This window comes from Thalassotalea insulae (genome assembly GCF_030161395.1).
Lineage (GTDB): Bacteria > Pseudomonadota > Gammaproteobacteria > Enterobacterales > Alteromonadaceae > Thalassotalea_E > Thalassotalea_E insulae.
In genome coordinates, this window is the sequence record NZ_BSST01000001.1 from 2,569,370 (window position 1) to 2,590,545 (window position 21,176).

The window sequence follows — 21,176 nt, forward strand, 5'->3', positions numbered from 1 at the left end:
AGGGGCAATATGATGAAATATTTACGTTTACTTTTAATATCGTTTGTAATTGTTGTAGCGTTACCAACGAAAGCGGACATTAAATTTAGTGGCTTTGGCTCGATAATCGCGGGAAAAACATTGGGTACAGTTGACGACCCATTAAATCCAGGACAAAAGCGGGATGAAATTTTAACCGCAGATTTTTATGACGTTGGTCAATACACTAATGATATCACTTTTAATGCCGAGTCCATTTTTGCATTACAGGCGACGATGGATTTGAGCTCGAAACTGAAAGTAACGGCCCAGCTTGTTGCTAAAGGGGTTGATGATTTTGAGCCTGAGTTTGATTGGTATTATTTAACGTATCGGGCAACAGATAACTTAACGTTGATGGCGGGACGAAGAAATATCCCGATGTATTATTTTTCTGAGTATTCAGAAGTTGGTTATGCTTATCCATGGATGCGTCCACCTTCAAACCTTTACTGGTGGCAGGTGACTCAATTTAACGGGGTGAATGCCAGTTATAGCTTTGACTGGGGGGACTATGCAAACTCAGTGACATTTTTCTACGGTAATGAATATTCCGATGATAATGTTGAGATGCTGTATTACGATAAACTATATGGCGGTTCAGCAAGAACAGTCAATGAGTATTGGACTGATATTACTGGGGTGAACTGGAATATCTCAGGTGATAATTTTGATATACGCTTTGTCTATTTTCAAAATGATAGAGATAGGGAAACTATTCAGCAAGACGGTAGCATAGATCCTTACATTCCTTTTTCTCAAACGTTTATGGGGGTTGGCGGTAGTGTAGATATACAAAGCTTTACTTTGCTGTTTGATTGGAATTTTGTTGATTATGATGATGATCTTGGCACTGAGTTTCCCACCTATTTAGTGTCGCTGGTTTATAATATGGGGGATTATCAACCTTATATTGTTTATTCAAAAGCAGATCATGAAAGAACGAAAGTACCAACAAAAGATTTAGAAGAGCACTATATAATGGGATATGGGTTACGTTATAATTTCCTGCCTAATGCCTCTTTTAAAGTTCAATATGATCATTTTATCGATCAAGGTCACGAACCATCAGGTTGGGCATATCATGGTGATTCAGATACCATCAGTTTAGGTGTCGATTTTGTTTTTTAATACTCGGCTCTAATGATATCAATACCAGAATAAGGGTAAACTTTTGATGGTAAAGCCTGCTTCGGTAGGCTTTTTTATTTATTACTGTAATTATATATTTTATCTTAGTCGCCTTTAGTTAATCATTGACTCTTGGGGGCGCAATGTCCGCGATTGAAAATTGGTTTTTAATATTGATATCAACAGCAGACTTTTTCATATGCCTAAGGAGAGGAGCGACCATGAATGATTATCACTATGCTGGTTTTTGGCTCAGAACCACTGCTGCTATTATCGATTCAATACTTATATTAATGATTATTAGCCCCATTTTAACTGCGATATACGGCACTGATTATTGGCTTAATGGTGCAGGGGCATCAGGTGTGTGGCATATTTTGTTTAATTATTTGCTGCCTGCATTAGCGATTATTATTTTTTGGTGTTATATGTCGGCAACACCGGGAAAAATGGTCTGTCAGCTGACAATCATTGATGCAGATACTGGGGAAAAACCCTCGACCAGGCAGTGTATTGGTCGTTATCTTGGGTATTATGTCTCTATGTTACCCTTATTTCTCGGCATTATTTGGGTCGGATTAGATAAACGCAAACAAGGCTGGCATGACAAATTAGCTGGCACATTAGTGATTAAGCATAGCTCAGCTAACGTCGTTGATGAGGAAGTTAATTGAAAGTTATTAGAGAAATATATGGACGGTCATCTTATAAATTTTCGACTTTATTTGGCATTGTTGGTGTAGTTATTGGAATTTTTGCATTCTTTTTTAATTACTTTATGGTGCCAGCTACGTTACCTGGTTATTCGGTATTGGTGGCTCCCGCTATTTTTTTCTTGGGTTTTTTTACTGAAGAATTGGACTTTAATACTAAAATGATTTGCTATCTTTCGGGACAATTTTTCGGTTATTTTACCTGTGCTTACCTTTATCATACTGTAAGATTTATTAGTAAAAACAGCGTCGATAAAATATAGTATCAACTCGCGCAAACAACACGCTATAGGGAGAGATAAAAATTAAGCAATTATGGATTATGAGTTATTTGCTTGTGCTGATTTGGTCAGTCATTAATCCACACGATCTTTTTACCTGGTTTTTAGAAGTAGCACCGGCACTCATTGGTGCTCTGTTATTGGCGTTTAGTTATCACTCTTTTCGATTAACACCTTTACTATATTTTTTCATTTTACTCCATTGCCTAGTCTTAATGATTGGCGGTCATTATACCTATGCTGAAGTACCATTTTTTGATGGGTTGTTTGGCGCAGAAAGGAATAATTACGACAAGCTTGGTCACTTCTTTCAAGGCTTTGTTCCAGCACTGATTGCCAGAGAAATTTTACTGCGTAAGCATGTTGTTAGCGCTAAGCGTTGGTGTCATTTTATTTGTGTCTCTATTTGCTTAGCGTTCAGTGCTTTTTATGAGTTAATTGAATGGTGGGTAGCATTATTAACAGGAGAAGATGCTGAAGCTTTTTTAGGTACGCAGGGCTATATTTGGGATACCCAATCAGATATGGCATTGGCCCTTTTGGGGGCGATATTGTCTTTAGCTTTACTTCATAAGCTACATGATAAGCAACTAAAATCACTGACCATGCAGGAAAAATAATGCTGTGTATCGGTAATTGCGAGAAACCATTCAGCTTAAATTCATTTACATAGGTTAAACTGAAACTAGTGTTGGACTGTAATAGTTTGCAGATGGTGCGTGAATTTATTCGTCTCAATGACAATTAATTACATATTTTTTGCATTAATTACGGTCTAATTAAAGTGAGAAGGAAAATTGAGGGCAACATGATGAAAAAAGTCACAGTTATTTTATCGACAGTGTTGGCACTATTGCTCACTCCAGCAACTTTAGCCGCAACTACTAAGGTCAAGTGGACTAACCCAGATGATTATCACGATATTTATGCTGGCGAAGAGCATCGCGCGAAATTTAAGGCGCAGGTATTTTCTAGTTTGGAGAAACATTTTGCCAAATTAGCGCAACAGTTACCTGAAGGGCAAAGGTTGAATATCGAGGTGACAGATCTTGATTTAGCCGGTGATGTTCATATTGGTGGCATACGGCGGATCCGTATAATAAAAGAATTATTTTATCCTCGTATTGAATTTTCATATCAGTTATTCGACAGCAGTAACCATATAATTAGCTCTGATAAAATCAATTTGAAAGATATGAATTTTATGTATGGTTCTACCTTGAGATACAGAAATGAACGCTTCGGTTATGAAAAACGTATGCTTGATGATTGGTTTAAAAAAACATTTAGTGACGATACCGCAAAATAGTTGTTAAAAAGCCGAACTGAGTTCGGCTTTTTTTATCGTCAGTACATCAATGGATATACTTTATTATTACTGAGCAATGGGAAAGTCTTGTGTAGCTTGTTGTTCAGCTGCAACGCTCACGGTTGCCATTTGTTCTTCCGGATTGGCTATTGCGATACCGTCGTACATTTCAGCATCATCCCCTTCCTCACCCAAGTTACAGGCATAAGCTAAGGTATAATCGCCAGCAGGGACAAAACCGAACTCATAATTATATTGCTGAGTTTCTTCATCAAAGCTTGGTGCTGTGCTATCAAACGGTGCTATTGCCCCTTCTGGAGCGCCGTTGTTGGCTTCTTCGCTATTAAAGTTATCGGCAAGTAGGCTGCTATCCAGTTCATTACCTTGATAGAGGTAAATCATGTTACTGTCAGCAACACAGTCGACACCAAGCTGGTTAATGGCATCAAGATCAATCGTGCCAGAAATAGAACCTGATTCGGCATTATCTACAACTCTGACTCCTGTAGGTTTAAGAATGTAACGGTCAGGGCCTGGGTTGTAGGTCATGGATTTGCGTAAATTAAATTCGATGGTAACATTGGCGTTATCATCGCCATCAGCCAAAGTAATACCACCAAGTTTTAATTGTTCGCTTGGTAATTTAATCGGCTTGATATCACCATCTTTTTCTTCTAAATATGTGGCATCAATATCGTCAGTTAATACTGAAACAAATACTTGATTGTAATCTCCGGCAGCTATGGTGGCGCCTTCTAGGATGTTAAATTGACTGGCACCTGTATATTGTAATAGATCGATTTGTACTGTCTCAGCATCTTCGATGCCTTCGGCTTCATTTGAGAAAGTATCAAAGGTAACGTCGTCACCATCCTCCATTTTAAAGGTTACGCTATCTATTGTGATCACGACGGCTGCCGCATCATCGACTGGCGCATCAGAGATACCTAAGGTTAAACTTGCTGGTTGTGGTTCACTGGGAGTATTAGGAACAGTGTTGCTATCTGAGGAGCTTGAGCCACCGCCGCATGAAATTAAGGAAATAATCAGGCCGCTTAAAACGCCCACTTTATATGGAATTTTCATGGTTTACCTTTCATTATATTTTAAGGTTGAATAATAATTATAGTCTAGAACGACTATAGTTTTAGGGGGCGTGTTGATTCTACTACTGAGTGTAAGTTTTTTCAAAGTTTCCTAATACGCTAAACAGTTGCTCAATGCGTTTGACTAAGGAAATTAATAGCTTTTGATCTTGGGATTGTTGCCATTTTAGCAAATCATCGGCAACTTCTTCGACATAGGGTTGAAAAGTATTCGCAGAACTATTAAAGCCTGCATCTTTTTTAAAGATAGCTTCAAAACTTGCCAGTTTTTTCTCTCGTAAATCAGCAAGCGTTGCATCTGCAGTGAGTGATTTTTTTAAAATGATTGAAATATTATCGATTAATTGTTGGTTTACGTTTGCAGTCATAAGTATTAAGAGTATCGAAAAGATTAACGCTATTATGCCAAAGTTAGTGGGGTTTTGTTAGCTTCACCAGCAATTTCTCTGACAACTTTTGGCATTAAAAAGCCTGGCAAAGTTGCTAGCATGGTTTTGACTATGTCTTGTACCTTATTTGCTTCAACATCAAAGTGGGCGACGCCTTGTACTTTATCAAAAAGGTGTAAGTAGTATGGGGTAATGCCATGATCGAATAATTGTTCACTGAGCAGACATAAAACATCAGCATTATCATTAATTCCTTTTAGTAACACGCTTTGGTTGAGTAATGGAATACGTGCAGCGCGTAGCTTTTCAATTGCATTTATTACTTGCTGGTCAATCTCATTAGGATGATTAATATGAAACACTAATGTGGATTTTAGGCGGCTCTGTTGTAATGTTTGAACTAGGTCGTCAGTGATGCGTTGTGGAATAACTATTGCCATACGCGTATGAAATCGTAAGCGGTTAATATGCGGGATTTGTTCAAGTTGATTGATCAACCAAGTTAAGTGACTATCATTAGCCATTAAAGGATCGCCACCACTAAAAATGACTTCATTGATTTCCGTGTGTTCTTTTATGTAAGTAAGCGCTTGCTGCCAACGTTGTTTGTTGGGGCTATTATCCTGATAAGGGAAATGGCGGCGAAAACAATAACGGCAGTTTATTGCACAACCTGCTTTCACTATCATTAATACCCGATGTTTGTATTTATGTAATAACCCTTCTGCTGCCGTGTCATGTTCTTCCAATGGATCAATACTAAAGCCATCGCTAACAATATATTCTTGCGACAAAGGCATCACTTGTTTAAGCAATGGGTCGTTAACATCAGCTTTTTGCATACGGCGAATGAATGGCTTAGGTACTCGTACGGGAAATAACTCACGGGCTTTGAAATGCTCGAGATAATCATCGACAGGAATTTCAAGCATTTCCAGCAACTTTTTCGGGTCAGTGACAACTTCGGCTAATTCTTTTTGCCAAGAAGTATGCAAATTATCACTAATTTGGGTTATGATTTGCGGCATTTATTTTACTTAACTCTCTGTGTTAATAAAAAGAGAACAATTTTATGGCGAACTATAGCACTAACCAATTCAAAGCCGGTCTTAAATTAATGATCGATGGCGAACCATGTAACATATTAGAAAACGAAATTGTTAAGCCGGGTAAAGGCCAAGCATTTAACCGTGTTAAAATCCGTAAACTTATTTCAGGCAAAGTGCTTGAAAAAACATTTAAGTCAGGCGAGTCGGTTGAAGGCGCTGACGTAATGGATTCAGAGTTAGGTTATTTGTATGCTGACGGCGAATTCTGGCATTTTATGAATAATGAAACGTTTGAGCAAGTTGCAGCTGACGAAAAAGCGATTGGCGATGTTGCCAAATGGTTAGTAGAAGGTGATCTTTGTACTATCACGTTCTGGAACGGTAACCCAATTTCTGTTGATCCACCTAACTTTGTTGAGTTAGAAATTACTGAAACGGATCCCGGTTTAAAAGGTGATACAGCGGGCACTGGTGGTAAGCCTGCAACTCTTAGCACTGGTGCCGTGGTACGTGTACCACTGTTTGTACAAATTGGTGAAGTGGTAAAAGTGGATACACGCTCAGGCGAATACGTCTCACGCGCAGGTAAATAATAACTTTATTTTATCTGTTGATCGTTATCAGAATTATCAAAAGGCTCAGCTAAATGCTGAGCTTTTATTTAGATAAATAGAAACAATAAGTTAGCTAATAAAATTAGCTGACAACTCAAATGACAAAATATTCAAATAACAAAAAATTCAAGGAATTGATAATGAAAAAAAGAGTTTTACTTCCGTTATTACTGTTGACCGCCGCATGTGGCGGTGGAGGCGGTAGCTCAAGTAGTCCAAAAGCTACACCCTCTACACCAACCAATCATTCTCCTACTGCTGTCAATGATGTAATTAGCACATCTCTATCAACGACTATTTCTATTGATGTGCTAGCCAATGATTCAGACAAGGATGGAGATGAGTTAACCATATTATCAGCGACCACAGATCACGGCGGAACGGTGGCTGTTGGAAACGGTGTTCTTTCATATACCCCAAAAGATAACTTTCTAGGTACAGAAACTATTACTTATGAAATAAATGATGGTAACGGAGGAAGTGCCTCTGCAACAGTAGAGGTTGATGTTAGTGTTACATTAACATTGAAGGGTAAAGTAACTGATGAGCCTATTGCTAATGCAGTAGTAGTTGCATCAATCGGAGAGCAATCTGTTGAAGTCTTAGCCGATAATGCTGGCAATTATTCTTTGGATATTTCCAGTAATAGCTGGAACAGCTTTGTCACTATTCATGCTACGGGGCAAGACAATCAAGACAATGTCGAGCTTGTCAGCCAAGTTGGTAGCGTAGAAAAAATCTATTCAGTCAAAGGTGATGATAACATTATAGAAAAGTCTGAACTACAAGGTGTAAATGTTACTAATATTACAACCGCTTCTTATGCGTTAACGACTCGAGCTAATAATAACGAACCAGCAACTAATCAAGCAGAATTAGAGATGTTGGAATCAAAGCTGAATGCTCATTCGGTATTAGAACTTGCCGCGGCAATTAAAAGTATTGTCGATAACCCGAATGCAACTATGCCGCTCGGAGTTGATACTGTGCTAGATCTGGCACTGAACGAAGAACTCGCTAGTAATCTGATCGAGAATGTCTCTGATAGCAAGATGCAAGAATTGTTCGCGGCAATAGCCAATGATAATGAGTTAACGACTCCTCTATCCTTAGAAGATATCCCAGAAACGCTTTATTTAACTTTTGGGACGCAACTTTATAGCTATTATCGTAGTCAACCGACAGCTGGTTGGAAATTACAATTTAATGATGACCAGTCAGGTGTTATGTATACCCAAAAAGGAGAACCGCTAAATAAACTTACTTTTAACTGGTCAATTAATGATAAGCATAGTCTTACTATCGTTTTCAGTTCACCTGTGACTCAAGAATTATCGTTTACAGACCAAAATGGCGGAGAAAGCACCTTAATTAATGGCATTCAAGAGTTAACTGAACTGACATTAGTTCGCCTAACTTCACCTGAGACCGTTGACGCTTACATAGTAACAGCTAGCTATAATGCAACTTACGATGACAATCAATACAATCGAAGTGGTGACATTTTACAAATTGCAGCAACCGCTAAAAAACACAGCTCATCATTATCTTTTACTGCTAATGAACTTACAGCGGGTACTGCTACTTATGCTTTACCGGTAATTTTTCATCAAGCTGATAAGAATATCTTTGCTGATATTTTAGTGTTTCATTCAGATGGTACATTAAATTCAAACGATTCATCAACTTGGTCAATTAACGATGATGGTCAGTTAGTTATCTCTTTGGCTGATGGTCGCTCTATACAATACCAGAAAATGTTTGAAGAAGATGACGGCGTGACTAATGTGCAATTAACCATTTTTGATAGCAATAAAAATATTATCAGAACTTTCGCTGATCTGATGATAAAGCAGCAAAGTGATATTAAGCTTTCAACTGAAGATTTGACAAATAATTACTGGCATTTTATTGATGAAGGAGCTGACTGGGGCTGGGTTCCCAATTATGGTCTATTAGACCACCATTACCAAGAAAAAGATAGCGTTAACTGGGGAGATATAGATGAAAACGGTTTTCAAATTTATAACTATGAAACTATTTTTTATCTTAACTATAACGATTATTATTCGCAGTTTCACGGAACACTTGCATCTTTTACGTTTGCATTTTGGTTTTATGATAACAATGGTAATTTTGGTATTGAGGGAAACCCATCTGAAGACCAGGGCACGTTTGAAGAGAATGAGCGCTTTAATCGTTATTACAATGAGTGGACGCTTAATGAGCAAGGAACAAAGCTGACAATGAATGAAGGAATGAGATTTCCACTAAATGTTTGGGGTAAATTTGAAATTATTCCAATGCGTCGCAATAATAACCGGTTATATGTTTTAATATCTAATAGTTATGGCGAACCGTTTGAAATTCGACGTAAGAATGTCACATTTTTTACTTTAACACCAAGAGGTAACACTCCAAATGCACAAAGTGATAAAGATAAAGCGTCAACAAGTTTATTAAATATGAAAAAATTACATAAGGTTAATCAAACACTACATTAAGAACTTGTGTAGGTTGTAACAAAACCAAATATGTTAACAATTTGAGCTCAGCATATTGCTGAGCTTTTATTTAGATAAATAGAAACAATAAGTTAGCTAATAAAATTAGCTAACAACTCAAATGACAAAATATTCAAATAACAAAAAATTCAAGGAATTGATAATGAAAAAAAGAGTTTTACTTCCGTTATTACTGTTGACCGCTGCATGTGGCGGTGGAGGCGGTAGCTCAAGTAGTTCAAATACTAATCCAACAAATCCAACTACTTCAGTTGATCCTGTAACAAATGTTTTAAAAGTTAAGGTTGAATATCAGGATTACTGCGGAAATAAAACGGCTAGCCATGATGCCCGTTTAATTATTCATAATGCTGATTTTACTAATAAAGAAGTGATATCACCTGATGAATACGGTGTTATGGTGTATGAAGCTGAGAGTGATAAAGCAAATGTTTCTATCGTCTATCCAGGATTCACGGATAAAGAAGGATATGTTCAATTAAGAGTGAAAACATTAATGGAGCAACCTTTATTGGATATTGGTTCAATTACTTTAAAAACAGAAGATCGTACACTATGTCATTGTGAAGATGTTGATTTAAAAGTTGATTCAACTAGCGATTTATTAACTGGTGATTTCAATATAAAAGTTAATGCATTGCAAAAAGTATCATATGAAAGCACAGAAACGGGAGTATTAATTAAAGGATATGAAGCGTGTCACGTAAACTCACAAGGTTTTGGAGATAAGCTAGTCACAATTACAGCTCCTAACTATGGTGGCTCTGTTGCCGCCTATAAAAAGGGCTACCAACCATCAGATATATTGACTACTGAATATCAAGGTGAAAGCTTTCTTTTCAATGTTATCGGTAGTAATTCTGTTTTTAGAATATATGAAACTTGGGCCGACGGAGAGCTTTTTAGGCGTGATTTTTTATGGAATGATTCATCTCCATTTTATTATTATCCTTACAATAGCTTGAATAAGGAATATATAGCGGGGTGGGGTTATGAAACTGTTAATGTAGACTTGGAAAATGCGGTTTTTGAAAGGTATGTATCCAAGCGTTATGACCCATTGGGGGATAACGATATTATATTGCCAGATCTAAGTTCTGATGACTTTGTGAATGCAATTCAAAGTGATTTCTCCAGTTATGATTTTTCTGCTTATACTGATTTTGACTTTTTAAATATGGAGGTTATAGGGCGTGAAGAGGATGATGAGAGTTTAGAGTTTTTTTGGCAAATTATAATGCCATTAAAAGGGCAGTTTCCAGAGTTTAGTCATTTAGATATAGAAAATATCATAGCTGACTGGAAATTAAAGACAAATGTGAATCTTATTTCTACATCAATTGCTTTGGAAGGTTATCAAGAAGTGAATGGATATCAGGATTATATTACAAATAATCACACTGAGTTTAAATTTTTGGCTGACGAAACTCGTTGGGACGAATTTAAGTCCGTTTATTTTGGTGTTGATGTCGCTGTAGCTGATATTGATATTCCAATGGGTAATATTAAGCCTCTTGCCAACTTTACTAGTCAGGCCATTAGGAAAATTCAAATGGCTAATGTAGCCGAAACCATACAACCTGAAAAAATAAGTTCGAAATTGAACGGATTACCAAGGGTTAAACAATATCATTAGTAACTATATTAGTAGTTAAATTATACTTAGCTCAGGATATTACTGGACTTTCGTTTAAATAAATTCTTAGGTGATTAAACCATCTAATTTCTCAAATTTAATAACAAAAAATTCAAGGAATTGATAATGAAAAAAACTGCTTTATTTTCACTGTTACTTTTGACTGCTGCTTGTGGTGGTGGTGGAGGTGGGAGTAGTTCAACAAATATAAATACTCAGTCTACTAATTCAACTAACCCGACTACTCCGGTTGAACCAGTTAAAAATATTTTAAAAGTTAAGGTTGAATACCAGGATTACTGCGGAAATAAAACGACTAGCTCTGATGCCCGTTTGATTATTCATAATGCCGACTTTACTAGTAAAGAAGTGATATCACCTGATGAAGACGGTGTTATGGTGTATGAAGATGAGAGTGATAAAGCAAATGTTTCTATTGCATATATAGGGAATGCCGATGATGAAGGGTATGTTCAATTAAGAGTGAAAACTATAGTTGAACAACCTTTGGCTGATATTGGCTCGATTTATGTAAAAACAGGTGACAAATCACAGTGTAATTGCCAAACAACCGATATAAGAGTTGATTCAGATAGTGACATATTATCAGGTGAATTTAGGGTCGGTAATGATGGACGTTCTAGTTATCCATTTGAGTATACTGACACCGGAATTTTGCTTAAAGGTAATATTACTTGTCATGTTAACTCAGAAGGGTTTGGTGATAAGTTTGTACGTATTACTGCACCTTACTATGGAGGTTCTGTCGCGGCATTTAAGAACAAATTTCAAGGAACGGAAGTTTTAACGACAGATTATATTGGAGAAGCATTTAATTTTGACGTTATTGGTAATGGTTTGTCGGCACCGGTTAGAATGTATGAAGTAAGATCTGGGGAGCGTGTTATTCAGCGTGATTTTTCATGGTATGATGATGATAACTCACCATTTTATTATTATCTTATTGATGGAGTTAATAAAGCATATATTACAGCTTGGGAAGGCGAGCATTTAAATGTTGACGGTATAGAGTCTATTGAATTTAGTTCACATGGGGCTAAGAAATTTGAACCTCAAGGTAATAATGATATCGTTTTATCAAATCTAGATTCTAATGAGTTTGTTTACTTAATTTCAGATGACTCAAGTGGCTACGATTTTACGACGTACGATGAATTTGATGTTTTTCATATGCGAGTTACGGCTAAAACAGCAAATAATGAAAATGCACTCTGGTGGGAAATTACTATGCCCCTTCATGGAACTATTCCGGAGATTAGTAGTATTGATTTAGAAAGTATCATTGCTGATTGGAAAATCCGAAATGATGTTACTTTGGTTAGTAGCACTATTTATTTAGACGGCTATGAAGGCGTTAGTGGGTATCAAGATTATTTACAGCACAAAGCTACTGAATTTTCGTATTTAGATGGTGAGACTCGTTGGGACAATAATAAATATGTAATGCTGAACTTTGATATTTTGTTAGAAGAGACAGATATTTTATTTGCAGATACAAAGCCTCCAACAGATTTAACTAGCAAAGCTATTGAAAAACTTCAAATGTTTAAAACAACGAAAATTATACCACAAGTAACGTCAGCAATTAAAATGAAAAGGCTATTTAAAAGTAAACAAAACAGATAGTTGCCATGTAACTGTGTTGAAGTTGTTTCATTATATAAAGCTCATTTGGTTAAAGTTGAATGAGCTTTTTCTTTTATAAGTTATTTAATTAATCTCTAGGTGAATAGCGATAGACAGGTTTTTCATCTGGCCAGCTGCTTAACGGGAATGGGTATTGTTCAGAATTCACAGTTAAGAATTGATTAATCTGATAGATATAATTGTTTAAACTCTCGCCAAAGGATTTCAGCGGCGCATTAGCTTTTCTGGTCAGCAATAAAGAAAAGAACTGGAATACTGCAATGATGGTGACTAAAAATCGCGCAAAGCCACCGATAAAACCAAACAGTAGCATAAATAGCCCTCTTAGCCATACGCTGGTATTTTGCCAATTTCTAGTGGTTTCGTTAGTTGCTCTATACATGAAATCTTGCCTCTTTTAATGCTTATTGAATAATACAAAGCAAAAATAAAACCAACAAATTAATCATTTAATATCAGGTGGTTATATTTGATTCTGGTTAGCCTTTCGTTGAATTAGACCAGATAACGGTTAGATTGACCAATTTTTGCATGTTTAAGTTGTGCTTTTATCGTTCAAGAAGATAAGCTGAATATCAGTTTAACGATGTTAAATCCTAATGGTTAAAAGGAATCATTCAATGACAGATGAATTGCTTATGCTGGGAATTAAAGTGTATGTGCTGGCTATGACGTCTATCTCATTATTTTTCCAGTGGCGGATGTCTCAATGGCAACCTGTTTGGGGAGAGTTGGCGGAACTAAAGAATACTCAATTAAGTTATGATAATTCAGCCGCAGAGCAGAGTTGGATGTTAACAGCTTTGTATCGTTATCAAGTAGGTGGAGAGGTTTATTATGGCAGTCGTGTGTCTGCTTGGGAAATGACAGGTTCTGGCGCATTAAGGAATATTCCTGGTTTTTTGACTCGTTACATTGAGCAAGGGCGAGGAGAGCAAGTACGTGTATATCATCATCCAACAAAACCAAAGAAAAGTATGTTAATTATCCCTGGATGGCGCTCTTACCTTCTGACAACAATATTTGGTGGTGGGATCTTTTTGCTGTTTCATTTTGCTCAATAAAGAGCTTCCTTTTACGCCAATAAAAAAGCCTGCAATTGCAGGCTTTTTTATTCAAATGTTTAGTAAACTAATAATTATTAATGACGATTCATTAAATAACGGTCAAAGTAATTAGTCTTCATTGTTTGCAGGTGTAGGGTCGTACCTTCTCCTTCCCATAAACCATGACTGCGGTTTGGATACGACATAAACTGGAACTGTTTATTATATTTAACTAATTCATTAATCAAGCGTTCCGAACCTTGATAATGCACGTTGTCATCACCTGTGCCATGTACCAACAATAAGTTGCCTTTTAAGTTTTTGGCATGAGTAATAGGTGAGCCTAATTTATAGCCTTCCTCGTTATCTGCTAATATGCCTGAGTATCGCTCTTGGTAAATGGTATCGTACAAACGCTGATCTGGTACTGGCGCTAATGAAACACCTACATGATATTGCTCAGGATAACGAAATAGCATGTTTAAAGTCATCGAGCCGCCACCAGAATGTCCCCAAATCCCTACGCGATTCGTATCAATATAATTCCAGCGCTCGGCCATGGCGTTTAACGCATCTGATTGATCACGTGACGATAATACACCAATGGCGCCGTAGACTTCTTTGCGCCATTTTCTGCCTTTAGGTGCGCGGGTGCCGCGGTTATCAATCGATGCAACTAAGTAACCTTTCTCCGTCAACATTTGATCCCAAAGGTATGAGTTGCCACGCCATTTGTCTTGTACGGTTTGTCCCCAAGCTTCACCATAAACATAGAAAATAATTGGATACTTTTTCTTAGGATCAAAATCAGCAGGACGCATGATATAACCATCCAACACGATACCATCTTGAGCGGTTACTTGAAAAAATTCATGCTGTGCTGGCGTTAATTGCGTTAATTTTTCAATCAACGCCTTATTATCCATCATCATATGTTGTTCTTGGTGGTTTTCTACTTTTATTAAACGTTTTTGTGCAGGTTGGGTAAAAGTAGAGTGGGTATGAATTGCCCATTGACCGTCTGGCGACATATGGTAGCTGTTACTACCGGCAAAGCGCTCAGGAGTCATTTGTTGATTAACTTCACTGGCGTCTAATTTACTTCTAAATAAATATCGCTGGCTAACATTTTTAGGTGAAGCTATGTAATATAACCAGCCATTTTTTTCGTCGACGGCTTCTATGCTAATAACATCAAAGTGACCGGGTGTTAGGTCAAGCTTGGTTTTACCATCGCGTGAAATGCTGTAGAAGTGACGCCAACCTGAAGTTTCACTGGTCCAAATAAAGTGTTTGCCATCATTGATCCATTTCGCATCTTTAATACCATCAAGAAAGTTTTCATCAAGCTCAGTGTAAATCTCGTTTACCTTACCTGTGGCAACGTTTGTCAGGTATAAAATATTATGATCTTGCTTGCGGTTTAAATGTTGCACTAATATTTCGTCGCTATTGCCAGTCCAGTTCATCCGCGGAATATACATATCGCGAGAATTATTCGGAATTTTTGCCCAAGTGGTTTTACTGGTTGCTAAATCGACAATACCAATCTTTGCTAACGCGTTAGTTTCACCTACCTTAGGGTAAGGGAAGGTAGTAATCTTAGGGTATAAACTATCGGTGTTATTGATCATGTGGAAATCTTTACTACCACTGGTATCAAGCTGCCAATAAGCTATTTTTTTACCATCAGGACTCCAGCGGAAACCATCACGAATACCAAATTCTTCTTCGTATACCCAGTCAAATAAACCGTTAATAATGCCGTTACCTGCGCTATCAGTTAACTGAGTGATTTTTTGTGACGCTAGGTTTTCTAGGTAAATATTATTTTCTACCACATAGGCAACACGGCTAGCATCAGGAGAAAACTTGGCAAACATTAGGCTGCTGTCTTTTACATCTTTGCCACCTAAGCGCGACAACTTACCCGAGTTTAACTCAAGCACCCAGTAATCGCCGCGACTTTTTGAGCGCCAGACTTTTTTACTATTGGTGTAAATCATTAATTTTTGGCGATCAGCTGACCAGCTATAATCGTCAATTTTTAACGGCTCTGATTGCCCCTGTGGGATCAATTGTTGAGCGTTAACTAATATTGTCCGTTTTAATGTATCAGGAGCATAGACTACAATATCTTTACCTATGCTAACGGCTTTACCTTGCTCATTTTTAGTCTCGGCGGAGTCTTCTAAAGCGGTGTAACCGCTGCCATCTTTTAACCAGCGAATACGGCCGATATGATCTGAGCTAAATTCACGATCTTTGTAGATGCGCTCTAAAGTTAGGGGATTTTTTGTTGCTTGCTTAACTTGTGTTTGTTTAGTGGTTGTCGTGCTTTGGCAAGCAATCACTGTTGTTGTTATTACGGCGCCAACTAGCCAGCGCTGCATTGTAGAGAGTTGCATAAGTGTTTCCTTTTAAAACCTTGCCGTTACTTTAAATTGTATACAATTTGTAAGCAATGCTTTTTGTCGTAAAAATATGCTAGGTGAGCGGAAAAATAAAGAAGTTAATTTTATTAATAGTATTGAAAAATGGCTAATTTGCCCCATGTTATCAGGATGTTTTTATCGAGGTATTGACTATGGAAAAAGCGCTTGAAATAACAGGCTTGAAAAAAATCTATAAAGGAGGCTTTCAAGCGTTAAAGGGGATTGATTTATCGGTTAAACAAGGGGATTTCTTCGCCTTGCTTGGTCCTAATGGGGCGGGTAAATCGACCACTATCGGCGTGATCACCTCGTTAGTCAATAAAACACAAGGGCAAGTTAAAGTGTTTGGTCATGATATTGATGAAGAGCTTGAAACAGCGAAGAGTTTTATTGGTTTAGTGCCTCAGGAATTTAACTTTAATATGTTTGAGTCGTTGATCAAAATTCTGGTCAATCAGGCTGGCTATTATGGCGTAGAACGCTCGTTAGCTCACGAGCGTGCAGAAAAGTACTTAAAACAATTAGATTTGTGGGACAAGCGCGATGATGCTGCCCGCAACTTGTCAGGCGGCATGAAACGTCGGTTAATGATAGCCCGTGCCTTGATGCATGAACCTAAAATGTTGATTTTAGATGAACCGACCGCTGGAGTAGACATTGAATTACGTCGCTCAATGTGGGAATTCTTACGTGAGTTAAATAAGCAGGGCATAACCATAATTCTCACTACTCATTATCTGGAAGAAGCAGAAATGCTCTGTCGTAATATCGCGATTATCGATTCCGGGGTCATCGTTGAAAACACCGACATGAAATCGTTATTAGCCAAATTGGATTTAGAAACTTTTGTGCTGGATTTAAAGCCTGATAGCCCGCAACCATATTTAAATGACTTTTGTTATCGGGTGATCGATGATCATACCTTGGAAGTTGATGTCAAAAAGTCACAGCGTATTAATGATGTGTTTGTGCAATTGAGCGAACAACAGATCGATGTCCAGAGCATGCGTAATAAAAGTAATCGTTTAGAAGAATTGTTTGTTAGTTTAGTCGGCTCAGGGGAACAAGTGGCCGCTCAAGGAGGCCAGTAAATGTCGTCTGCAAGAAATATGATTGCACTAAAGAGTATTCTGCATAAAGAAGTACACCGTTTTATGCGTATTTGGGTACAAACCTTAGTGCCGCCGGCTATTACAATTAGTTTGTATTTTGTTATTTTTGGCTCATTAATCGGTTCGCGTATCGGTGAAATGGGCGGTTTTGATTATATGGCGTTTATCGTGCCGGGTTTGATCATGATGAGTGTCATTACTAACTCATATTCCAATGTTGCTTCGTCATTTTTTAGTGCCAAATGGCAACGTAATGTTGAAGAAATGTTAGTGGCGCCAGTGCCAAACTGGGTCATCGTCGCAGGTTATGTCGGTGGAGGTATGGCTCGCGGTATTCTTGTTGGCTGTATTGTCACTTTGATCTCGTTGTTTTTTACCGATATTCAAGTACATAATGTTTGGGTGATTATTTTGACAGTGGCATTAACCTCGGCAACTTTTTCCCTTGGTGGCCTAATTAATGCGATATATGCTGGTAGTTTTGATGATATTTCTATCATTCCAACGTTTGTCTTAACACCGTTAACGTACCTTGGTGGGGTGTTTTATTCGATTAGTCTGCTGCCTGAGTTTTGGCAAGGGGTGTCAAAAGTTAACCCGATTGTTTATATGGTCAATGCATTCCGTTATGGCTTTTTGGGTATTTCAGACGTTGATTTAACCGTGGCGTTTGGCGTACTTGCGATTTTTATTATTACTTTGTTTACTATCGCGATGACGTTAATCACTAAAGGTATAGGACTAAGAAGCTAATGAGCGAAGCGGTTATTGGGGATTCAAAGGCAATAGTGACGAATCAGCCGGGTATTCACGAAAAATTGGCTGAGATTGTTACTAAGCATCTGAAGCATCCTTCAAAAAAGCCATTTCAGCCGCATACTCTAGAGGCGTTTGAAAAGGCAAATCAGGCAGTACAGGCGCATGATGGTCCGGTGATTTTAGATTCCTGCTGTGGTGTCGGACAAAGTAGCCGTTTGCTGGCAAAACGTCACCCAGATGCCTTAGTCATAGGTGTTGATAAATCTGCCCATCGTATTAACCGCAATGATGAGTTGTTGGTTGAACAAACAGAGACTCATGACATAAGTAATTACTTACTATTACGTGCGGATTTAAACGATTTTTATCGATTGGTGAAACAAGCAAACTGGCGAATCAGCCAACACTATATTTTATACCCTAACCCTTGGCCAAAAGCTAAACATGTGCAGCGTCGTTGGCATGGCAGTGCGGTCTTTCCAGAGATCATTAGCTTAGGTGAGCAACTGATTTTACGTAGTAATTGGCGATTATATTTGCAGGAATTTTTATTTGCCGCTGAGATTGCAAACCGCAGTGGGGAAATTATTGAGGTTAACGACCCACAAGCGTTAACGCCGTTTGAAGCTAAATATCAAGCCAGCGGTCAACAATGTTTTCAGCTACTAATTCGCTGATTTGGATCAGAGGCGATTGTTTTACTAATTAAGTGGTGATTTTTACTAAACATTAGTGCATTTATTGCTTACTGATTAAGTGAAATTAACTGATGTTTATTTAAAATCCATATTAAACAAATAGTTACATTTTTGGTCTAAAAGTTGATTAACTCTCTTTATTTAGCGAGGAGAGTTCAAAATGACTAACAACATTAAAAAGAATGTACTTATGATGGCATTGAGTAGCTTAGCGATTGTAGAATTAGGTCTTGTGTATTTGGCAACTTTGGTAGCGTAACTACTTGCTCTATGTGAGCTGTGGATAAAGAAAAGACAAGACTTTTAGCGTAATTTTTATTAAAGTGCCGCACTTATATTGAATATTTTGCTTGCCAAGGCAAGCCAAGAATAGTGATTAAGTATGACGGTAAGTAAACGCGCGGCTAAAGCGACAGAAGAGTCTTTACATCGCATTTTTACCATTCCAGAGGCGCCTGATTCAACATTAGGCCGCATTGAGCAAGAAATGTCGCAAAACTTAGCGGGTTTTCTTGGTGCTCATATTGCCGCGAAAGAAATGGCATTATCAGAGATCGAAAGAGACTTTGCCTGCTCAGAAATTCCTGAACAGCCAACGTTTGTTTCTGAGCATATGCATCACTTGCTTAATAAATTGGTGGCGCAATCAGTTCATACCTCAAGTCCGAGTTTTATCGGTCATATGACCTCAGCGTTACCTTATTTTATTTTACCGCTATCCAAGTTGATGGTGGGGTTGAATCAAAACCTGGTTAAAATAGAGACATCAAAGGCATTTACTCCATTAGAACGCCAGGTGTTAGGTATGATGCATCGGCTGGTATATCGAGATAATGAAGCGTTTTATCAACAATGGATGCACAGTGCTAATCATTCGCTTGGTGCGTTCTGTTCTGGTGGTACAGTAGCTAACTTAACAGCGCTATGGGTGGCGCGTAACAATCTATTGAAAGCGAATGGTGACTTTAAAGGTGTTGCCCGTGAAGGGCTTTATCAGGCGCTGAAACACTATCAGTATGATGGTTTAGCTATTTTAGTCTCAAGTCGTGGTCATTACTCACTGAAAAAATCTGCAGATGTGCTAGGTATCGGCCAGGACAGTGTAATTGCTATTCCAACCGATGCGAACAATAAAGTTGATTGTCAGTTATTACGGGCTAAATGTCAGGAATTGACAGAAAAGAATATCCGGGTGTTAAGTATTGTTGGGGTTGCCGGTACTACGGAAACTGGCAATATAGATCCTTTGGTAGAGATGGCCGAGATAGCGCAACAATATCAGTGTCACTTTCATGTAGATGCTGCTTGGGGTGGTGCTACTTTGCTATCTGAAAAGCATAGATCTTTACTCAAGGGGATAGAACTGGCTGATTCGGTCACTATTGATGCTCATAAACAAATGTATGTACCTATGGGGGCTGGGTTGGTGGTTTTTAAAAACCCGTCATCAGTTGCTGCAATTGAACATCATGCGGAGTATATTTTACGTAAAGGTTCAAAAGATTTAGGTTCACATACGCTGGAAGGCTCACGCCCTGGTATGGCAATGCTGGTATATGCCAGTTTACATGTGATCAGCCGACCAGGTTATGAATTATTAATTAATCAAAGTATCGAAAAAGCGAATTATTTTGCCGACTTGATCGATCAACACCCTGATTTTGAATTAGTAACTAAGCCTGAGCTTTGTTTATTAACTTATCGCTATAACCCAGCAGTAGTGCAGTCACTACTAGTCAGCAGCGATAAAAAGCAACAAGATCAAATCAATGTATTACTGGATAAACTGACTAAATTTGTCCAGAAACGACAACGGGAAAATGGTAAATCTTTTGTTTCTCGGACACGAATTGAAGTGCAAAAATATCACGGTAGAAAAACACTGGTTTTTCGAGTGGTGTTAGCGAATCCGTTAACTTCTAAAGATATTTTAACGGATATTCTGGCGGAGCAGATTGAGCTAGCGCAGGAAAGCCGCAATGTCCTTCCTAAACTCATTTCCCTAGCTAGCTAAGGCTGTTAATTTTATCTATTTGACTATAGAGCTCTTACTGTTTGATAAATAAGTAAAAGCTCTTTTGTTGTCGCTAAATTTTTACAGTTACTAGTTTCTAATCGGAAGCTTTTACTTTCATGTAACTTTCAAAATGAAAGTTGTTGTGTAATAATTCCTTTGTGGTTACATTTCCGGGAGCCGTACTATGCAGAGTGTAGAGAATAAGATGCCAGAATTTATTGAAGAAAATAAAAGCGACGAATTGCCAATTGAACAGCAACTCATTGAAGCACAAAAAGAAATTGAAGATTTAAAAAGTCAGCTTATGTGGATGGAACGTTCATACGAGTAGGCTATCCCCAAAGCAGAAAAACCGGAACCCAGTTCCGGTTTTTTTATGTATAGGATATGCGGTATAACGCGGGCTCAAGGATGAGCAGGAGCGTATATGTATAGGATATGCGGTATAACGCGGGCTCAAGGATGAGCAGGAGCGTATATGTATAGGATATGCGGTATAACGCGGGCTCAAGGATGAGCAGGAGCGTATATGTATAGGATATGCGGTATAACGCGGGCTCAAGGATGAGCAGAAGCGTATATGTATAGGATATGCGGTATAACGCGGGCTCAAGGATGAGCAGAAGCGTGTATATGAATGCAAAGACGTAGGAGGTCGAGCGCAGGATGC

At 38.0% G+C, this 21,176-nt stretch carries 20 protein-coding genes; 15 read left to right on the top strand and 5 right to left on the bottom strand.

The annotated features are described in order from the left end of the window. Positions 1–9: 9 nt before the first annotated feature. The 5 genes from QQK06_RS11705 to QQK06_RS11725 all read left to right on the top strand — a co-directional run bounded on the left by QQK06_RS11705 (position 10) and on the right by QQK06_RS11725 (position 3,452). Positions 10–1,149 (top strand): porin, encoded by a 1,140-nt coding sequence (locus QQK06_RS11705; RefSeq protein ID WP_284244864.1) that lies wholly within the window; start codon positions 10–12, stop codon positions 1,147–1,149. A gap of 221 nt (positions 1,150–1,370) precedes the next feature. Continuing rightward, positions 1,371–1,823, top strand: a complete 453-nt coding sequence (locus QQK06_RS11710) for an RDD family protein (RefSeq protein ID WP_284244865.1) — start codon at positions 1,371–1,373, stop codon at positions 1,821–1,823. Then, on the top strand, positions 1,820–2,125 hold the full coding sequence (locus tag QQK06_RS11715) for a hypothetical protein (protein ID WP_284244866.1): 306 nt from the start codon (positions 1,820–1,822) through the stop codon (positions 2,123–2,125). The genes QQK06_RS11710 and QQK06_RS11715 overlap by 4 nt, the downstream gene beginning before the upstream one ends. Positions 2,126–2,184: 59 nt before the next feature. Further along, entirely contained in the window at positions 2,185–2,763 is a 579-nt protein-coding gene (locus QQK06_RS11720) for a DUF2238 domain-containing protein (RefSeq protein ID WP_284244867.1), read from the top strand. 188 nt (positions 2,764–2,951) lie between these two features. Beyond that, positions 2,952–3,452, top strand: a complete 501-nt coding sequence (locus tag QQK06_RS11725) for a DUF3016 domain-containing protein (protein WP_284244868.1) — start codon at positions 2,952–2,954, stop codon at positions 3,450–3,452. Positions 3,453–3,518: 66 nt separating this feature from the next. Here the strand turns inward: QQK06_RS11725 and QQK06_RS11730 are convergent, their stop codons facing one another. The 3 genes from QQK06_RS11730 to epmB all read right to left on the bottom strand — a co-directional run bounded on the left by QQK06_RS11730 (position 3,519) and on the right by epmB (position 5,975). Beyond that, positions 3,519–4,538, bottom strand: a complete 1,020-nt coding sequence (locus tag QQK06_RS11730) for a DUF4382 domain-containing protein (protein ID WP_284244869.1) — start codon at positions 4,536–4,538, stop codon at positions 3,519–3,521. Between the two features lie 82 nt (positions 4,539–4,620). Then, positions 4,621–4,926 carry a hypothetical protein gene (locus QQK06_RS11735; RefSeq protein WP_284244870.1) on the bottom strand — a complete coding sequence of 102 codons (306 nt, stop codon included), beginning with the start codon at positions 4,924–4,926 and terminating at the stop codon, positions 4,621–4,623. Between the two features lie 32 nt (positions 4,927–4,958). After that, positions 4,959–5,975, bottom strand: coding sequence for an EF-P beta-lysylation protein EpmB (gene epmB / locus QQK06_RS11740; RefSeq protein WP_284244871.1), 1,017 nt, complete (start codon positions 5,973–5,975; stop codon positions 4,959–4,961). Between the two features lie 44 nt (positions 5,976–6,019). Between epmB and efp the strand changes: the two genes are divergently transcribed. From efp to QQK06_RS11760, 4 genes are all read left to right on the top strand, one after another. Then, a complete protein-coding gene (gene efp, locus QQK06_RS11745) occupies positions 6,020–6,589 on the top strand; it encodes an elongation factor P (RefSeq protein ID WP_284244872.1) in 570 nt (189 codons plus the stop codon). A gap of 161 nt (positions 6,590–6,750) precedes the next feature. Further along, positions 6,751–9,114, top strand: a complete 2,364-nt coding sequence (locus QQK06_RS11750) for an Ig-like domain-containing protein (RefSeq protein ID WP_284244873.1) — start codon at positions 6,751–6,753, stop codon at positions 9,112–9,114. A 163-nt stretch (positions 9,115–9,277) separates the two neighbouring features. Next, positions 9,278–10,771 (top strand): hypothetical protein, encoded by a 1,494-nt coding sequence (locus tag QQK06_RS11755; RefSeq protein ID WP_284244874.1) that lies wholly within the window; start codon positions 9,278–9,280, stop codon positions 10,769–10,771. Positions 10,772–10,897: 126 nt separating this feature from the next. Then, positions 10,898–12,418 carry a hypothetical protein gene (locus QQK06_RS11760; protein WP_284244875.1) on the top strand — a complete coding sequence of 507 codons (1,521 nt, stop codon included), beginning with the start codon at positions 10,898–10,900 and terminating at the stop codon, positions 12,416–12,418. Positions 12,419–12,506: 88 nt separating this feature from the next. Here QQK06_RS11760 and QQK06_RS11765 read toward each other — a convergent pair whose 3' ends face one another. Beyond that, the gene (locus QQK06_RS11765) at positions 12,507–12,821 is read right to left on the bottom strand and encodes a DUF4389 domain-containing protein (protein ID WP_284244876.1); all 315 of its coding nucleotides are present in this window, start codon (positions 12,819–12,821) and stop codon (positions 12,507–12,509) included. Positions 12,822–13,059: 238 nt separating this feature from the next. On the opposite strand from QQK06_RS11765, the gene QQK06_RS11770 reads away from it, so the two are divergent. Beyond that, positions 13,060–13,503: a DUF3592 domain-containing protein gene (locus QQK06_RS11770; protein WP_284244877.1), complete on the top strand. Its 444-nt coding sequence runs from the start codon at positions 13,060–13,062 to the stop codon at positions 13,501–13,503. Positions 13,504–13,580: 77 nt separating this feature from the next. Here QQK06_RS11770 and QQK06_RS11775 read toward each other — a convergent pair whose 3' ends face one another. Further along, a complete protein-coding gene (locus tag QQK06_RS11775; protein WP_284244878.1) occupies positions 13,581–15,893 on the bottom strand; it encodes a S9 family peptidase in 2,313 nt (770 codons plus the stop codon). A gap of 179 nt (positions 15,894–16,072) precedes the next feature. On the opposite strand from QQK06_RS11775, the gene QQK06_RS11780 reads away from it, so the two are divergent. The 5 genes from QQK06_RS11780 (at position 16,073) to QQK06_RS11800 (ending at position 20,837) form a co-directional block, all read left to right on the top strand. Next, the gene (locus QQK06_RS11780; RefSeq protein WP_284244879.1) at positions 16,073–17,011 is read left to right on the top strand and encodes an ABC transporter ATP-binding protein; all 939 of its coding nucleotides are present in this window, start codon (positions 16,073–16,075) and stop codon (positions 17,009–17,011) included. Beyond that, positions 17,012–17,785 carry an ABC transporter permease gene (locus tag QQK06_RS11785; RefSeq protein WP_284244881.1) on the top strand — a complete coding sequence of 258 codons (774 nt, stop codon included), beginning with the start codon at positions 17,012–17,014 and terminating at the stop codon, positions 17,783–17,785. After that, positions 17,785–18,468 carry a tRNA (guanine(46)-N(7))-methyltransferase TrmB gene (gene trmB, locus QQK06_RS11790; RefSeq protein ID WP_284244882.1) on the top strand — a complete coding sequence of 228 codons (684 nt, stop codon included), beginning with the start codon at positions 17,785–17,787 and terminating at the stop codon, positions 18,466–18,468. Before QQK06_RS11785 ends, trmB begins: the two co-directional genes overlap by 1 nt. Positions 18,469–18,871: 403 nt before the next feature. Further along, on the top strand, positions 18,872–20,503 hold the full coding sequence (gene panP, locus QQK06_RS11795; RefSeq protein WP_284244883.1) for a pyridoxal-dependent aspartate 1-decarboxylase PanP: 1,632 nt from the start codon (positions 18,872–18,874) through the stop codon (positions 20,501–20,503). A gap of 187 nt (positions 20,504–20,690) precedes the next feature. Then, the gene (locus QQK06_RS11800; RefSeq protein ID WP_284244884.1) at positions 20,691–20,837 is read left to right on the top strand and encodes a hypothetical protein; all 147 of its coding nucleotides are present in this window, start codon (positions 20,691–20,693) and stop codon (positions 20,835–20,837) included. Positions 20,838–21,176: the final 339 nt, after the last annotated feature.